The sequence below is a fragment of the Nocardia sp. NPDC050710 genome (assembly GCF_040654375.1).
Lineage (GTDB): Bacteria > Actinomycetota > Actinomycetes > Mycobacteriales > Mycobacteriaceae > Nocardia.
Genome location: NZ_JBFAHV010000001.1, coordinates 1269158 through 1284704, shown reverse-complemented (window position 1 = coordinate 1284704; position 15547 = coordinate 1269158). Strand labels below are relative to the sequence as shown.

13 protein-coding genes are annotated in these 15547 nt (G+C 69.0%); 4 read left to right on the top strand and 9 right to left on the bottom strand.

All coding sequences use genetic code 11. From position 1 onward, the window contains the following. Nucleotides 1-26: 26 nt before the first annotated feature. Nucleotides 27-641: a TetR/AcrR family transcriptional regulator gene (locus tag AB0H61_RS06000; protein ID WP_357299715.1), complete on the top strand. Its 615-nt coding sequence runs from the start codon at nt 27-29 to the stop codon at nt 639-641. Here the strand turns inward: AB0H61_RS06000 and AB0H61_RS05995 are convergent. The 5 genes from AB0H61_RS05995 to AB0H61_RS05975 all read right to left on the bottom strand — a co-directional run bounded on the left by AB0H61_RS05995 (nt 625) and on the right by AB0H61_RS05975 (nt 6227). After that, nucleotides 625-1869 carry an SGNH/GDSL hydrolase family protein gene (locus tag AB0H61_RS05995; RefSeq protein ID WP_357299713.1) on the bottom strand — a complete coding sequence of 415 codons (1245 nt, stop codon included), beginning with the start codon at nt 1867-1869 and terminating at the stop codon, nt 625-627. The genes AB0H61_RS06000 and AB0H61_RS05995 overlap by 17 nt on opposite strands. 723 nt (nt 1870-2592) lie before the next feature. Beyond that, nucleotides 2593-3348, bottom strand: a complete 756-nt coding sequence (locus AB0H61_RS05990) for a hypothetical protein (RefSeq protein WP_357299710.1) — start codon at nt 3346-3348, stop codon at nt 2593-2595. 136 nt (nt 3349-3484) lie between these two features. Continuing rightward, complete coding sequence (locus AB0H61_RS05985; protein WP_357299708.1) at nt 3485-3931, bottom strand: SRPBCC domain-containing protein; 447 nt, start codon at nt 3929-3931, stop codon at nt 3485-3487. Nucleotides 3932-3970: 39 nt separating this feature from the next. Then, on the bottom strand, nt 3971-5434 hold the full coding sequence (locus tag AB0H61_RS05980; RefSeq protein ID WP_357299706.1) for an alpha/beta-hydrolase family protein: 1464 nt from the start codon (nt 5432-5434) through the stop codon (nt 3971-3973). Nucleotides 5435-5498: 64 nt separating this feature from the next. Further along, nucleotides 5499-6227 carry a hypothetical protein gene (locus tag AB0H61_RS05975; RefSeq protein WP_357299934.1) on the bottom strand — a complete coding sequence of 243 codons (729 nt, stop codon included), beginning with the start codon at nt 6225-6227 and terminating at the stop codon, nt 5499-5501. Between the two features lie 295 nt (nt 6228-6522). On the opposite strand from AB0H61_RS05975, the gene AB0H61_RS05970 reads away from it, so the two are divergent. Both AB0H61_RS05970 and AB0H61_RS05965 read left to right on the top strand, forming a co-directional pair. After that, nucleotides 6523-7710: a sensor histidine kinase gene (locus AB0H61_RS05970; RefSeq protein ID WP_357299932.1), complete on the top strand. Its 1188-nt coding sequence runs from the start codon at nt 6523-6525 to the stop codon at nt 7708-7710. Between the two features lie 31 nt (nt 7711-7741). Further along, nucleotides 7742-8407 carry a response regulator transcription factor gene (locus AB0H61_RS05965; protein ID WP_357299704.1) on the top strand — a complete coding sequence of 222 codons (666 nt, stop codon included), beginning with the start codon at nt 7742-7744 and terminating at the stop codon, nt 8405-8407. Between the two features lie 33 nt (nt 8408-8440). On the opposite strand, the gene AB0H61_RS05960 is transcribed toward AB0H61_RS05965, so the two are convergent. Next, nucleotides 8441-9337: a hypothetical protein gene (locus AB0H61_RS05960; RefSeq protein WP_357299702.1), complete on the bottom strand. Its 897-nt coding sequence runs from the start codon at nt 9335-9337 to the stop codon at nt 8441-8443. Nucleotides 9338-9639: 302 nt separating this feature from the next. Between AB0H61_RS05960 and AB0H61_RS05955 the strand changes: the two genes are divergently transcribed. Further along, nucleotides 9640-11829, top strand: a complete 2190-nt coding sequence (locus AB0H61_RS05955; RefSeq protein WP_357299700.1) for a protein kinase — start codon at nt 9640-9642, stop codon at nt 11827-11829. 82 nt (nt 11830-11911) lie between these two features. On the opposite strand, the gene AB0H61_RS05950 is transcribed toward AB0H61_RS05955, so the two are convergent. From AB0H61_RS05950 to AB0H61_RS05940, 3 genes are read right to left on the bottom strand one after another with little or no spacing between them, the layout of a single operon-like run. Then, nucleotides 11912-14404 carry an FtsX-like permease family protein gene (locus AB0H61_RS05950; RefSeq protein WP_357299698.1) on the bottom strand — a complete coding sequence of 831 codons (2493 nt, stop codon included), beginning with the start codon at nt 14402-14404 and terminating at the stop codon, nt 11912-11914. Continuing rightward, nucleotides 14401-15129 (bottom strand): ABC transporter ATP-binding protein, encoded by a 729-nt coding sequence (locus AB0H61_RS05945; RefSeq protein ID WP_357299695.1) that lies wholly within the window; start codon nt 15127-15129, stop codon nt 14401-14403. Before AB0H61_RS05945 ends, AB0H61_RS05950 begins: the two co-directional genes overlap by 4 nt. A 30-nt stretch (nt 15130-15159) precedes the next feature. Continuing rightward, entirely contained in the window at nt 15160-15480 is a 321-nt protein-coding gene (locus AB0H61_RS05940; protein WP_357299693.1) for a hypothetical protein, read from the bottom strand. Nucleotides 15481-15547: the final 67 nt, after the last annotated feature.

Sequence of the window (15547 nt, the reverse complement as noted above, 5' to 3'; positions counted from 1 at the left end):
CGTCTTGTTTAAGGTACTGTCGGGATATGCCCGAAACACCCAGCGCGGCCCGGCGCAGCGAACGCGCCCGCGCCGCGATCCTGACCGCCACCGCCGAACTCATTCGCGAGCTTCCGTACGGCAAGCTGAGCGTCGAGGCGATCGCCGCCCGCGCCGGGGTCGGCAAGCAGACGATCTACCGCTGGTGGCCGTCCAAGGGTGCGGTGGTATTCGACGCGATGCTCGAACTCGATTCCGGCCCCGACGGTTTGGCGCTGCCGGATACCGGCGATATCCGCGCCGACCTCCGCGACCTGATGCGTGGTTCGGTCGCCGCGGTCACCGATCCCGGCTTCGAAAGCTTTCTGCGCGCCATGTACATCGAGATCCAGCAGGACCCCGACCTCGGCGCCGCCTACCGGGAACGCCTGCTGCTCCCGCAGCGCGCCGCCATCGCCGAGCGTCTGGCCGCCGGAGTGCGATCCGGCGAGCTGCGCGCGGATCTGGATCTGGAACTGGCTCTGGATCTACTACTGAGCCCGATCCAGAGCCGCTGGTCGCTGGGCCTCGGTGGACTCACCGAGGCCTACGCCGACGCGGCCCTGGATGCCGCACTGGACTACCTGCGTGCCCGGCCCGGGTCGATCAGCGGAGATCGCTGAGGTTCACCGCGGCCGCCATCGCGTGATATCCGGCATCGCTGGGGTGCAGGTGGTCGCCGCTGTCGAAGGCGGGGGCCAAGCTGCGGGGGTCGACGGGGTCGGCCAGTGCGGCGGCGAGGTCGACTACGGCGTCGTATGCGCCGGAGGTGCGGATCCATTCGTTGAGCGCGTCGCGTTTGGCCTCGGCCTCTTCGGAGTAGTAGGGCGAACCCTGGAACGGCAGCAGGGTCGCGCCGATGACGCGCAGACCCTTGGCGCGGGCGCGCTCGATCAGGCTGCGGTGCGCGGCGATGAGCTGCTCGGCCGAAACCGGCACCGCGGGCTCATCCATTTCCGGCGCGCCCGCGCTGAGGCCGATGTCATTGGTGCCCTCCAGGATGATCACCGTGCCGACGCCCGGCTGATCGAGTACGTCGCGCTGGAAGCGGCGCAGTGCGCTCTCACCCAGCCAATCGGAGTCCACGGTCACCCGGTTGCCGCCGATGCCCTGGTTCAGCACCGCGCGGGGGTTGCCGCTCGCGGCCAATCGCTCGGCCAATTCGTCGGGGAATCGGTTGTCGGCGTTGGTCGTCGATCCGACGCCGTCGGTGATGGAGTCGCCGAAGGTCACTACGCTCCGGCGGCGCGGCACCAGATTCAAGACGTCGACACCGGCCAGGTAGTACCACGTCTGGGTGGTCTCGGTGAAGGCGTCGGCGGTCGGGTCCGCGCGGTGATCGCCCTCGGCGCGATAGGTGGTCGCGATGGCCTGTGCGTGCTGGGTGGCCGGGCCGGTCGGCTCGGCCAGGTACAGGGTGATGGTCACCGATTCCATCGGGGCCAGTGCGAGTGCTACCGGATCGGTGGCGATATCGGCGCCGGGTGCGATCCGGAATGTCGGTGACAGCCTGACCGTCAGGTTCCGCACGGACTCCGGACGAATACCGCCGTCCGCGACACTGCGCGCGATGGTCGCGCCCGCCACCGCCAGCGGAGTGGTTCCGTAGCGGTTGGTCAGGCGCACCCGGACGGCGGCGCCCGTCTCGGCGACTCGGATGACCTGCCGCAGTGTCTGATTCGCGAATCCGGTCTGGGACCAGTTCGGGGCGAAACTCTTGCTCGGCAGGTGCGGGGAGGTGGTCCATGCCGCGCTCCATCCGGGCGGCTCCGGTGGGTTCACACCGGCCGTCGCGATGGTGGTGGGCAGCAGGACGAGCAGCAGTGCCAGGAGGGCGCGAAGAGTGCGCACGGCGAAATCCGTTCTCTAGCGGTCGAACCGATCCGGTTGGCACCGGACTCACTCGCCAACCTCGCCGCTGGCTCTCGCATTCCCGGTCGAAGCTGGCTCCTGCCAGGGTTCACCGTCACACGAGATTCGGCTGTTGTCGAGGTCGAAGCGAACAGATCCTGCTCGGCCACTGGCGGTGAGTACCACCCCGTCCTGGAAGACATCCGGACTCATGCTTGTCACTATGGATGTACGGATTTCGCCCAAGACGATGTCGAACTGGTCCGCCAGGCGCTGATAACCGGCAACTTTCTGATCACGCTGCCACCGATCCGATTCGTGCGTCGTTCATTCCCACTGTGGGACTGCGTGGATGCCCATGAGGTACTCGTATTCGAGCCGGTGGTGGGTAATGAATCGCTATGCGTGGGGAGTATCGGGTGCGAACCGATCTTGCCGATGGCCATTCGCCGGATGCGGCGGTTGAGTGTGCTCGACGCTTTCGTTATCGCTGGCCAGTCCCAGGCGGAAGGTTCACCGAGTCGGGGGAGGGTTGCCGCCCATTTCGCGGCACGTGTGGCCGTGTTGTGATCCGTGTGGGTCTGGCACAGCCCTGCTGGCCGCCGTACGGGAGCTGTGTCGGTCCCCAGCCCTCGCAGACGTAGCGAAATTTGGCGTCGCTGATCGTATCCGAGGTGAAATCCATTCGCCTCGCCACGGGTTGCGCCGACCGCTCATGCGCCGCTACGCATCGCCCTGGGCGTCGGTATGCAGAAGCTTGGCGGCGTACGCGGTAGTGATGTCGTCGTCCTCGGCCAGGCCGAGAACTCGCGCTGCGGCGGCGAAGTCCCAGTCGGTCAGGCGCCTCTGCACATCGACGCGGCCGAACATGTTGTGGCGCTCGAAATCGACGAGCACACCCCCGCTGTAGGTCTGTGCGCGCGAGGAATAGTCGTTGTTCCAGAACAGAAAGGTCCCGGGGCATCGGATGGCTTCCACGGCAAGCACCTCGCCCGGGGTCACTCCGTCGCGACAGGCGATGTCGCGGGCGCCGATCATCGAGTAATCCGCCCCTTCGGCAACGAGCGAGCCGGTCACGGTCAGGCGGCCGAGCACGAACACCATGGCCTGGTCCTCCAGGATCAGGTCCCCGTCGATGTGCACGTCGCCGGCGATGACGGGGGCGCCCGATGCGGGCACCACTACACGACCGGCGAGCTGAAGCGCCTCGGTGGACATCGGCTCGTAGGCGTCGACGAGCACGGACAGTGCCGCCCACCGATACTGGTCGGGGCCGTCGAGCCAGGCCCACAGCGACTCGCCGTCGAGGCTGTCGGGTGCGTTGGCCATCCGCCGGTCGAGGTCGTCGAAGGAGAAGCCGACCTCAGCCGCGTCCGTGACGAGCAGCGGACTGCCGGCGAGGGTATCTCTCACGCGCCGATACGCTTCGGTCACCAACGTCCGGTCCAGCGCGAAGTTCGCCTCCGGCCATCGACTCATTTCGGCCTCCAAAGTTGACCAACGGCGTCGCGGCAGCGTACCTGTCGTCAGCAAACGAACGACAACCTTCGGGTACCCGTGGGTGAATCCCGTCGCGACCGAAAAGTGTGCGCTCAGGCCGGAAATGGACGCGGCCTCACCGCGTGCGCAGTGCCTCCGCCTGTCGCTGAATCCCCGCGGTCATCCCTTCGAAGCCGCGGCGCAGGTTCGTGCCGAGGACCGCTGCGACCACCGGATGGAACCATCCGTTCAGTTCGAAATGCGACTCGTACCGCGTGCGGTTGTCATTGACGGGTGTGACGGTGTGTGAGCGCAGACTGTGCAGGGTGCCCAGCGGTACCGGCTTCATCGAGTAGCTGAGTTCCCGCCCCGGGGTGTGGCTGCGGATCCATTCCCGTTGCTTGCGCGGACCGGAGCCGGAGACATTGACGAGCATGTCGATCGGCTCGCCCGGCACCAGGCTGCTCTTACATTCCGGCACGAAGGGGTTCCACTCGCCGTAGCGCGGGAAATCCGTGATCACCTGCCACACCAGGTCGGCGGGGGCGTCGATGTAGACCGCCGCGTCGATGACAAAGCCCATGAGAGCAAACTAGAACAAGTTCTATCCGCGGGCAAGGTGTCAGCAGCCGCCGAGTGCGCTGCCCTGATCGGTGCCGTAGCGATGGCCATGGCCCGGCGGCGCATTCAACGCGGCGAGCAGATCGGCGGTGGTCTGCACGAAGCTCACGACCGGCAGCCACCGGGGGACCGGGGCGTCTACCCGAACGCCGGTCGGATCGGGTGCGCGCCACAGCAGGGCGGGGGACCAATGCACCACTGGGTCGGAGCTATTGGCCAGTACGGTCGCGCCCGCGCGGTGCACCCGGCCCGCGGGCGGTCCCGCCCAGAGCACGGCGCAGGTACGGCGATCCTGGTCCGCGTCGTCGGTGAAGATCGAACTGCCGCCGAGTGCGCCGAGGCTCTGGCCGTAGACGAAGAGCCGGGGCCGATGGTCGAGGGTGGCGATACGGGCCTCGACGGCGGTGAACAGGGCGCGCGCGGCGGCGACCGCGTCATCGCGCCCGAAAACGAAGGTGACCCAGCTGGGCGCGTACGAGTATTGCAGGCCGACCAGTGCGACATCGTCACCGAAGCGTTCCCCGAATCCGATCGCCGCGTCACCGTCGATCCAGCCCGACCCGGTCGGCACCGCGACGACGATATTCGATCGTTCGAAGCCGCCCGAGCGCTCCATCTCTCGGATGGCCAGTGCGACACGGGAATTCAGATCGGGTGCGGAATCCAGCCCGACGTAGACCCGCACCTGGCCCACGGGCGTGCCCGCGATGAACTTGCGGCCCTGCGCGCCCAGCGAGGACCAGCTGACCGCGGACTCCGGACTACCCGATCTGGCATCCGAAACAGGCTGTACCAGACCGGGATCCAGCTGCGCGTTGGCCGCCGCGTAGGCGTTCTGCCGCCAGCCGGTCACGGCGGGCACCAGCACCAGATAGCCCGCCGCCGCGGCCGTCACGGTCAGCGCGACCCCGCGCGTCCGGCCGATCTTGCGACAGATCCACCGCGCGCTCCTGGCCACCCCGGTGCCGCAAGCGAGGATCAACGCGGCGCCGAACGCGCAGCGCAACCAGTACCCCGGACCGATCGGCGGGGTGCCCATGGCGGCGCGCAGCCCGTTCTGCCAGTGGCCCGCCTGCGCGGCCGCGCCGATGATCAGCAGTGCGGTGACCGCCAGCAACGGGCGCCGGTAGGTCGCGAAGCGGTGGTTGACCTCGAAACTCCGGCGTCGCAACACATATCGGAGAATTCCCGCGATCCCCAGCGACACCGCGACGAGCAGACCGGTCAGAATCGCCTGGGCGCCCGCGGTGCGCGGAAGCAGACTCGGCGCCAACGAGATCAGCGCGCCGATGCCGATCGAGAGTGTGGTTCCGATGCGTGGACGCACCGAATCGGCCGGCCAGGTCGACGCCCGTCCGGCTCGCATCGGCTCACGCCGGACGGCGCGGGCGGAATCCGTGGCGGCATCGAGCCGTTCGAGGGCGGTGGTCATCGCGCGCCGCTGGTCTACCGTCGCCTCGCTCATGCCCGGGCCTCGCAGACGCTCGGCTTCGGCGTGCGCGCGGCGCGCTGGGACGTGATTCGTTCACTCATGCCCGGGCTCCGGCCACGCGTGGGGAATTCGGGGTGATACTCCAGCGCCACGTGCCGGTCGCCGCTTGCGCCCCGGGGCCGCGGCGGAGCGATCCGAGCAGGAATGCCAGCAGTGTGGCGAGCCCGGTCACGCCGAGCCCGATGCTGCCGATCAACCATCCGCTCACGCCGGAATCGGCTGCGCCGAAAAGTGATTCGGCCACCGGTGTGCCGTAGTGCTGGCGCCGGGAATTCAGATCCACCACCGTATCGGCGATAGCGGCCATGGTGAAGCAGCCTGCCCGATGGAAGGCGTCGCCGCGAGCGACGCAAGCCTCCTGCATCCGGCGGTCCAAGGTGGCGTCGATGGCTTGGCGGGCCCACGGACCCAGCGGCTCGCCCCGGCGGTCCGCGTAGCGCAGCAGGTCGTAGCCGAGATCGTGCGCCTTGCATGGGGTATCGAACTCGGCGGGTAGCGGCACCGGTGAGGAGCAGTCACCACTCGGATTCACCAGTAGTCCGTCGACGGTGCCGGGCCGGTACCCGAGCACGTCGGCGAAGTCGGCGGGCAGCACCGCGGCCGCACCGGGAACATCCGCGGTGAGCGCGGCGACCGCGCTTGCGGCCGAGGGATTCTCGACACCCGGCTGCTCGACGGTCGCCGCCCGGGTCGTCGGCGCCAGCGTGACGGTAGCCGTCATCACGGTCAACGCCACCGCCGTCGCCGCGGCACAGCGGCGCAGCATCGCGATCCGGGGCGTGGCGGAGGTGGGGCGAACGGGGGAATGCGCGGCCGCTGATCCGGCGCCGGCCTGCCGTGCGGTGATCGGGGTGCTCATGATCGTCGACGCTAGGAATCGGCCGCGCCCACCCGCCTCCCGCCGAGGTCCGGTTTACCCCGCCGTGCCACCGGGGGAGCGGTGGCACGGCCTCACCCCGGGGTACGGGGTGCGAATTCATCCGTGGGTATGAGTGCCGAGACCGACGGGGGTTTCTACTGTCGTAGGCATGGAGCAGAAGAGGCGTGCCTGGTACAGGCGGATGACCGTACGCATGTGGATCGATGTGCTCACGGTGATCACGGCCACAGTGTTCTACTCCGTCGCCTGGCCGACCCTGCATGTCACCCACGTGGTTCCGCCACCGGTGCAGCCGTTCATCGCCGCGCTGGCCGCGTTCCCGATCCTGCTCATCCGGGTCAACCCGGCGCTGGGCTGGGCCATCTCGGCGGGATCGGCGCTGGTCATCGCGCTGGCCATCCCGCATCAGCCGGGCAGCGACCTGCCGTTCCAGGTGGTGCACATCCTGTCGCTGATCGCCCTGCTGTTCGCGGTCGGACTACGCGCCTCGATGCAGATCGTCGCGGTCGCCTGGGTCGCCACCTCGCTGCTGTTCGCCACCACCATCGCGGGTGACGGTGTGAGCGCGGCCTGGGGCTGGCCGATCGGGTTGGCCGCGGTGGTGCTGTTCGCGCTGCTGGTGCGCTGGCTGGTCTCCTCGCGCGTGCAATTGCTGCGCCAGGAGGAGGAGAACGAGCTGGAGCGGGCCCGCCGCGCGATCCTCGAGGAGAAGGCGCGCATCGCCCGCGACCTGCACGATGTGGTGGCCCACCACATGTCGCTGGTGGTCGTGCAGGCGCAGACCGCGCCCTACCGGGTCGACGGCGTCACCCCGGCGGCCCGCGCCGAATTCGACTCCATCGGCGCGACCGCCAGGGAGGCGTTGAACGAGATCCGCGGCATGCTCGGCGTGCTGCGCAGCGACGGGCAGTTGCCCGAGCACGCGCCGCAGCCGAAGGCCGCCGACATATTCGGCCTGTTCGAGGGTGCGCGCCGGGCCGGTGTCGCGATCGAATGGACCGTCGACGGTGATCTCGCCGCCATCCCGGAGACCACCGGCCTCGCCCTGTACCGCATCGCCCAGGAATCCCTGTCGAACGCCTCCCGCCACGCACCCGGTGCACCCGTGCGGGTCCACATCACCTGCGGAATCGAACTGCACCTGCGCGTCGTCAACGGCCCCGGCGCCACCCCCGCCCGGCCCGTCGGCAACGGCGGTCACGGCATCGCGGGCATGCGTGCCCGCGCCCTCGCGGCGGGCGGCGAGGTCACCGCCGATCCGAGCCCCGACGGCGGTTTCGAGGTGCGGGCCCGCCTGCCCCGCACCCCTGGAACACTGGACCCGCTGCTCGCGGCCGGCGACGACGGGCTGCCCGCGGCTCCGCGGTAACCCGGGGCGCGGGGGAGATTACCCTGGGCGCGTGGCTATTACGGTTTTGATCGCCGACGACCAGGCGATGGTGCGCCAGGGGTTCGGCGCGCTGCTCGCCGCCCAACCGGATATCAGCGTGGTAGGGGACGCGCCGGACGGGAAGATCGCGGTGGCGGAAGCCAAGCGGCTGCGCCCGGATGTGGTGCTGATGGATGTCCGGATGCCGGAGATGAACGGACTCGACGCGGCCCGCGCCATCCTGGCCGCCGGATTCGACCCGCCGGTGCGGGTGCTCATGCTCACCACCTTCGATATCGACGACTACGTCTACGAGGCGCTGAGTCTCGGCGCGAGCGGATTCCTGTTGAAGGACGCGCCCGCCGAAGAACTGGTGCGCGCGGTCCGCGTGGTCGCCGACGGGCAGGCGCTACTGGCGCCCACCGTCACCCGTAGGCTCATCGCCGACGTCACCCGCCGCCGCACCGCGACGCGGGCGAAACCCGCACCGGCCCTTGCCTCGTTGACGCCGAGGGAGCGGGAGGTGCTGGAGTTGATCGCCAAGGGCATGTCCAACACCGAAATCGCCGAATCCCTGTTCGTCGCCGAGCAGACCGTGAAAACCCATGTGTCCAAGGTCTTCTCGAAACTCGAGCTGCGTGATCGGGCGCAGGCGGTGGTGCTCGCCTACGAATCCGGGCTCGTCACACCGGGCTGATCGTTGGCGCCGCCGGGCGCCGCGGCGGGCGGATCAGTGCGGGCACTTGCCGCCGCGCAGCTCGTCCAGATGCCGATCCAGCAGCCGGGCCAGCCGGTTCAGCAGCACCGTGGCGTCGTCGTAGGTGCCCGAATCCGCCTGCGCGGCAAGGGCGATGGCGACCTGACCGGAATTGGTCGGCACCAGGCCGAACTGGCGCACCAGGTAGTCGCCGGTCTCATCGTCCGGCCCCCAGCCGCCTTTGAACTCGGCGCCGGAGATGGTGCCCAGGCCCCAGCCCTGTTCCGGTGTGATCTCACCCATCAGCCTGGTCACGGTGTCGGTCTGCGCCAGGCACGGCAGCTTCGAGGCGAACCGGACCTGTTCGGTGAGCGTCCACACGGTCTCGCCGAACGAGTTGTAGTCCAATCGCGTTCGCGGCCCGGCCACACCGGTACTGAGGTCACCGGCCTCGTCCAGCACATCCTGGACCGCCTGCGCCGCTTCGAGGCCGTTGCCCAGCGACTGCCACAGCGCCGCCGCCGCACCATTGTCGGAGACGGTGATCGCCGCCTCCGCATCGCCCATCGCGCCCTCCGGGTCGTGCCGCAGCGCGGCGATGGCCAGCGGCACCTTGATGGTGGACCACGCGATGCCGGTGGTCCAGTCACCGAAAACGGTCATCCGGCCGCCGCCGACCGGCATGATCGCCATACCGACCTGGCCGGGCAGATTAGGCTGCAGCTGGGTGAAGTCGGCCGCCAGCGAATCGGGACGGGCGACCGTCCAGCCCGAACGCCACTTCCCGCCGGTGGCGACGGTGACCGTCGGCGCGCTGGACGGTTCGTGCCGTTGCGGCAGCAGCGCACAGGAGGCCAGCGCGAACAGCGCCACGACGGCGACACCGCGCATCATCGATCTGTACCCCGGAACCGCACCCACAGACTTCACCACCGCGTCCTCCCCACCACCAGCACGTGATCCGCTGCCCGTCGGCGGTGCAAAACTACCTGTTACGCCGATCCGGGCGAACGCCGGGCGGCGGAGACAACCCTCGGTCGCGTCATGGACGGTGGCGCGAGGATGGACGTCTCGGAGATAGTTTCGCCGATTTTCGCGGAGAATTCGAAATCCGGTGGCCAGACGGCCACCGAGTAGGCTCGGAGATGCTGTTGGAGTCGATGAGGAGGCATTGTGCGTGCACCTCACTCGCTAGGCTCATTCCGGGTGCTGGTTCACGGAAGGGGGCGGCGTTGCTGAACAGCGGTGAGGTGTTCGCGGGGTACACCGTCGAGCGCCTGCTCGGGCAGGGCGGCATGGGCTCGGTGTACCTGGCCCGGCATCCGCGCTTCTCCCGGCAGACCGCACTCAAACTGCTGAATCGGGAGCTGTTCGCGGACGCCGAGGTGCGGGCCCGATTCGAGCGGGAGGCCGATCTCGCCGCGCACCTCGACCACCCGAATATCGTCACCGTGTACGACCGCGGCTCCGAACACGATCAGCTGTGGATTGCCATGCAGTACATCGACGGCGTCGACGCGGCGGCCGTGAACCCGATGACGCTGCCGCCGGAGCGGGCCGTGCAGATCATCGAAGGAGTCGCGGAAGCGCTGGATTACGCCCACGGCCAGGGTGTGCTGCACCGCGATGTCAAACCGGCCAACATCATGCTGGCCCGTTCGGTCGGCGGGCAGGGCGAACGCGTCTTCCTCACCGACTTCGGCATCGCACGGCTGCGTGAGGACTCGACCCACCTCACCCAGACCGGCATGTTCACCGCCACCCTGGCCTACGCCTCGCCGGAGCAGATGACCGGCGCCCACCTCGACCACCGCTCCGACCAGTACTCCCTGGCCTGCGCGCTGTACTGGCTGCTCGCCGGTGTCGGGCCGTTCGATGCCGACAACCCCGCCGACATCATCCGCGGCCATCTGCAACTGGCCCTGCCGCCATTGGCCGTCCGCCGCCCCGGCCTGAACCCGGCCCTCGACGCGGTGCTCGCCGCGGGTATGGCCAAGCGCCCCGAACACCGATACAACACCTGCTCCGAGTTCGCCGCGGCCGCCAAACATGCGCTGACCACCACATCCGGCCCGCGCCTACCCGTCCCGCCGCCCCAACCTCCGGCCGCGACGATGGCAGTCAATCCCGCCTATCCGCCGCCGCAAACCGCTCCTTACCCGGGCCCGATTCCACCACCCGCACAACACATTCCGCCGCCTCAGCCCATCCCGGTGCACCCGGTGCCCGGATACGCCGCGCCACACGGACCGGTACCGGTGTCGGCGGCCCCCGGCTACCCCGGGGCAGTTCCGCACGGCCAGGTGGCCGCACAACCCGCATCGGGGTATGCCGGAGGTACGCCGCAGAATCCACCGGTGCGGGGTTATGCCGGTGGCGTACCGGCGAATCCGGTGGCCGCCGGGCACGGAACCGCCGGACCCGACGTGGGACAGCAGGACCCGATCGCCGCGGCCGAACCCGGATCGGGTGGTCCCGATCTCGTGGACGAGCCCGCTCCCGGTCCGGGCGTCGGGCAGCGGCCGTCCGCGGGCGCGGGGACACCCGCGCCTTCACCGCCCGATGCCGTACCCGCGGTCGAGGCCGGTTCGGCGGTCGGCTCGTCCCCGCCGGCTCGGCCCGCCGATGCTCCTCCACTACCGGTCCCCGTCGGGGCGGGGCAACCGCCGGTGGTGCCGCCGCCGGGGTATCCACCGCAGTACGGCCCCAATCACGGTGCGCCGGCACCGAGGCCGTCCCGTGGATACTCGGGGCTGATCGCGGTACTGGTCGTCGGGCTGACCGTCATGGTTGTCGTCGCGGTGGGTTTGATCGCGGTGCTGGTGATCGACTCCGAGCCATCGGCCGATACCGCCGCCTCGCCCGCGACATCGATGCCGCCGGCGGCTTCGCCCGTACCGGACGCGGATTCGTTGGCGGCGAGCCGGCGCGCGTTCCCGAACTTGCTGCCGCAGGATTCCGGGCTCTGGGGCGAGGGGTATCAGGACTCCGAATGCACCGCGCGGCGGCCCGCGGACGGTATCCGGCTGAAAGATGAACCGCTGCGGTCGAGTTCGTGGGTCGTCGCCTGGGAGTGCGAGCGTGAGGTGAACGATGCCGACCACATGAGCTACACCATCCTCGGCTACGAGTCACCGGCCGCCGCACGGGCCGTCGTCGCGAGGCTGCCGCTGAGCACCGCGACCCAGGGCCACAAGGCCGGGGCGCCGCACACACAGCACACCTGGATCGTGGCGGATCCGCTCGGCCCCCTGCAGCCCTATTACTACACGGCGAAGATGGTCGTCAGTTTCGAGAACGACCCCACCCGCGCCAACTATCTGCTCTACGTCAGCCACGCGGGCACCTCGAAGCACCCGCAAGCCGCCCAACCCTCCGCCGATGTCCGGCTCGCGGACTGGTGGTCCCTCGCACCGTTATAAGGTCCACCGCCGCAACCACACTCGAGTTCGTGGGTGCGTCGTTCGGCCCGCGCACCACGCGATGTACGGGCCGAGCGGGCGCTCAGTCGACGGCCAGCGCCTCTACGATCGGCATGCGGGCCGCGCGGAGGGCGGGTGGAATGGATCCGAGCAGTGCCAATCCGAGGGCGGCGGTGCCGTAGATCAGTAGCAGCGGGCCGGGCTCGTAGACGATGTCGATTGTCATGGCGTGGCCGATGGCGACGGTGGCCAGGTATTGGACCGCCGCGCCGATGACGAGACCTATTGCGGCGCCGACGAATCCGATACCCGCGGCCTCGGCGAGCACCGAACGGAGCAGGAATTTGCGGCCGGTGCCCATGGCGCGCAGCACGCCCAGCTCGCGTCGCCGCTCGAGTACCGACAGCATCAGCGTGTTCAGCAAGGCCACGGTGGCCACCAGCACCACGATCCACAGGATGGAGGCGCTCATCGCCGAACCCTGCCGCATGCTGGAGGAGATCGCGACGACCGCGTCCCGCCCGGTGTCGACGTGCATCTCCGGGGGTGAGATCGCGCGAATCGCCGCCTGTACCGTGCTCAGGTCGGCACCCGGTTGGATATCGATCGCGAGGATCGTCTCGCCCGGCCGCTCGTACCACGAGCGCATCAGATTCAGGTCCATGATGACCACACCGGCGATCGCGGTGAAATACGGAATCACTTGCAGCACTTCCACCTTGTGGTCGCCGGTGGGAGTGGGCAGCGTAACCGTCGAGCCAGGGCCGACGTTCAGCGAGCGCGCCACATCGCGGGATATGACCACGCCCTCACCCGCCGCCACGCGCGGCAGCAGCGCGCGGTCCACCGCCTCCAGCCGGACATCACCCTGCGCGGCGGGGAAGCCCTGCACCATCACCCGTCCGGTGCCGAGGGTGGCGAACGCCATCTGCGCGGGGTTGACGCGGGCGACCCCGGGAACCGCGGCGATCTTGTCCGCGAGTCCGGTGGGCAGCAGCGGACCGGTCGGGAACTGCGCCATCGAACTGGGACCGACGTAGATATCGGTCTTGGCCAGATCTTCGAAGGTGACGGTGGCCGAATCGACCATGTTCCGGGACGCGCCGCCCATCGCGACGGTGGCGGCCACCCCGATCATGACGGTCATGGCGGTCGCCCACACCCGCCGTGGCGCTCGTTCCAGGGTGGTGGCGCCGAGCGCGCCGGGTGCGCCGAACCGGCGGGCGATGGCCGCGGCGGTCCGCACGATCGGCCCGGTGGCGGCATAGCAGATCAGTACCGACGCGGTAAAGGACATCGAGATGGCGGCCAGCGATATCCGCCCCAGATCGGCTTCGGCGACGACGATCGCCGCGCCCGTCAGCCCGATGCCGAGCACCACGGCCACCCAGCGCAGGACCGGATTGGCGGCATCGGTGCTGCCCACCCCGACCGGAACCAGTGCCTCGATGGGTTCGACCTTGTACACCTGCCGTGCGGCGATGGCGGCGGCCGCGACGCTGGCCAGCACGCAGGCCGCGATCGCGACCGGAATCGCGTAGCCGGGCACCAGATATTCGGTGCGCGCCTCCACCGACTGCATGATGGCGGCGGGTAGCCGGTCGATCGCGATCTTGCCCATGAAGACACCGATCACCGCGCCCACCGCGCCACCGAGCACACCGAGCAGCGCGGCTTCGGCCAGGAGATCACGCACCATCGGCCCGCGTTTACCGCCGATCGCGCGCAGTAGCGACAGCATCGGTCTGCGCTGGGCGACGGCCATACTCATCGCGTTATAGATGAGAAATCCCGAAACAATCAGCGCCGCGGCCGAAGACATCAGGGTCGAGTACCGCACGATCTGGACCGCGCCGCCGGCCTGTGCGGTGCGCAGATCGGGATCGGCGACCACGGCGCGGCCCTCGACCGCGCTCGTCAACGCCGCACGCAGCGCGGCGATATCGGTGCCTCGGGACGGGATGATCTGCACCGAGTCCAACCGTCCGACGCGATCGGTGAGCTTCTGCGCCAGACCCAGCGGCGCCGCGACGATATGCCCGCCGTTGAGCTTCTCGGAGGTCTGTTCATCGAGAACACCCGCCACGGTGACGGTTCCGGAACCGAGCTGGAACCGCTCGCCTTCGGCGCGCCCCATCGCACTGCCGACGAGCACGCCGTTCGGCACCGTGATCAGCTTGCCGGTCTGCGCGGCCATCGGTCCGGCCAATTCGCTGCCGAGCGCGGCCATGCTCGCGTCGGCGCCGATCAGCAGTGCGCGGTCGGCGCCGCTGCCGAGTTGGGCGCGCAACATCGGCACCGCCTTGTCGACCCCCGATGTGGTCGCGATGCGTTGCAGCAGTTGCTGATCGAAGCCGGCATCGGTGATGCCGGTGATCTCCAGCTCGGCCTTGCCGCCGAGCCCCTTGGTCAGCCGGTCCACCGACCCGGTGACCGAACCGGAGATGCTGAGCACCGCGACCAGCAGAGCGGCCGAGATGCCCATGACGGTGAGGGACATGAGGGAGCGGCCGCGATGGGCGAGAACTTCGCCGATATTGAACAGCCGCAGCCGATCCCAGGCTGCGCCGATCATGCCCGCACCGTCCCCTTGTCGAGCCCGGCCTTGCGGTCGACGGTGTCGTTGGAACCGATCTTCCCGTCGCGCAGGGTGATCACCCGGTCGCAGTACTCCACCGCGCCCATATCGTGGGTCACCATGACCACCGAATTGCCGTTGCCCGCAATGCCGCCGAGCAGTTCGAGGATCGACGCGCCGGTCTTGGAATCGAGATTTCCGGTGGGCTCGTCGGCCAGGATCAGCGGGGGATCCATGATCAGCGCCCGCGCCACCGCGACCCGCTGCATCTGCCCGCCGGAGAGTTCGGCGGGCCGGTGCTCGGCCCGGTCGGCGAGTCCGACCCGTTCCAGCAGTTCCAGGGCGCGCGGCTTGGCCTTGCGTAATCCGGTGCCGTCCAGAAGTTTCGGGATGGCGACGTTCTCCCACGCGGACAGCGTCGGCAGCAGGTTGAAGAACTGGAAGACGAAACCGACACGGTGCCGCCGGAATTCGGACTGCCGCTCCTCGTCCAGCGCGCCGATCTCCTCGCCACGGAAGCGGATCGAACCCGCGTCGGGGCTGTCCAGCGCGCCGAGCAGATGCAGAAGGGTGCTCTTGCCGGACCCGGACGGCCCGATGATCGAGGTGAATTCACCCGCCTCGATCCGCAGATCTATCCCGTCGAGCGCGCGCACCGTCTGGCCCCCGACCCGATACTGCTTGACAATGTCCGACAGTTCCAGCATGGCCGGATCCGACATATATAGTCCCCCACTCTCTTTCATCAGGTGTCAGCGCGCCAGTACCTCGACCGCCGAGTTGCGGTGACGATAATGGGCATCGAGCAGCGCGCGCAGCGCTGGTTGCTCGGCGGCGAGTTCGAGGTAGGCCTCGATACCGGACTGGCCCTGCACCAGCGCCTGATCCATCTTGGCGGCGAGGTGGTTGTTCCAGCGGTAGCGCAGCGCGAGCAATAGTCCTTCGGGTCCGCCGAACAGCCGTTCCAGTTCCGGGATCCCCGAAAAGAGGTCCGGACGGTTCGGGTCGGCTGCCGCACGGGTGAGCACGGTATGCACGATTTCGGTACGAATGTGCTGATCTTCCCAGGACATGGCGTCGGTCCTTCCGTGATACGTCCGCGGCGCCGCCGGTCGTACCGGGGCGGGGCGAGGAGTGCTG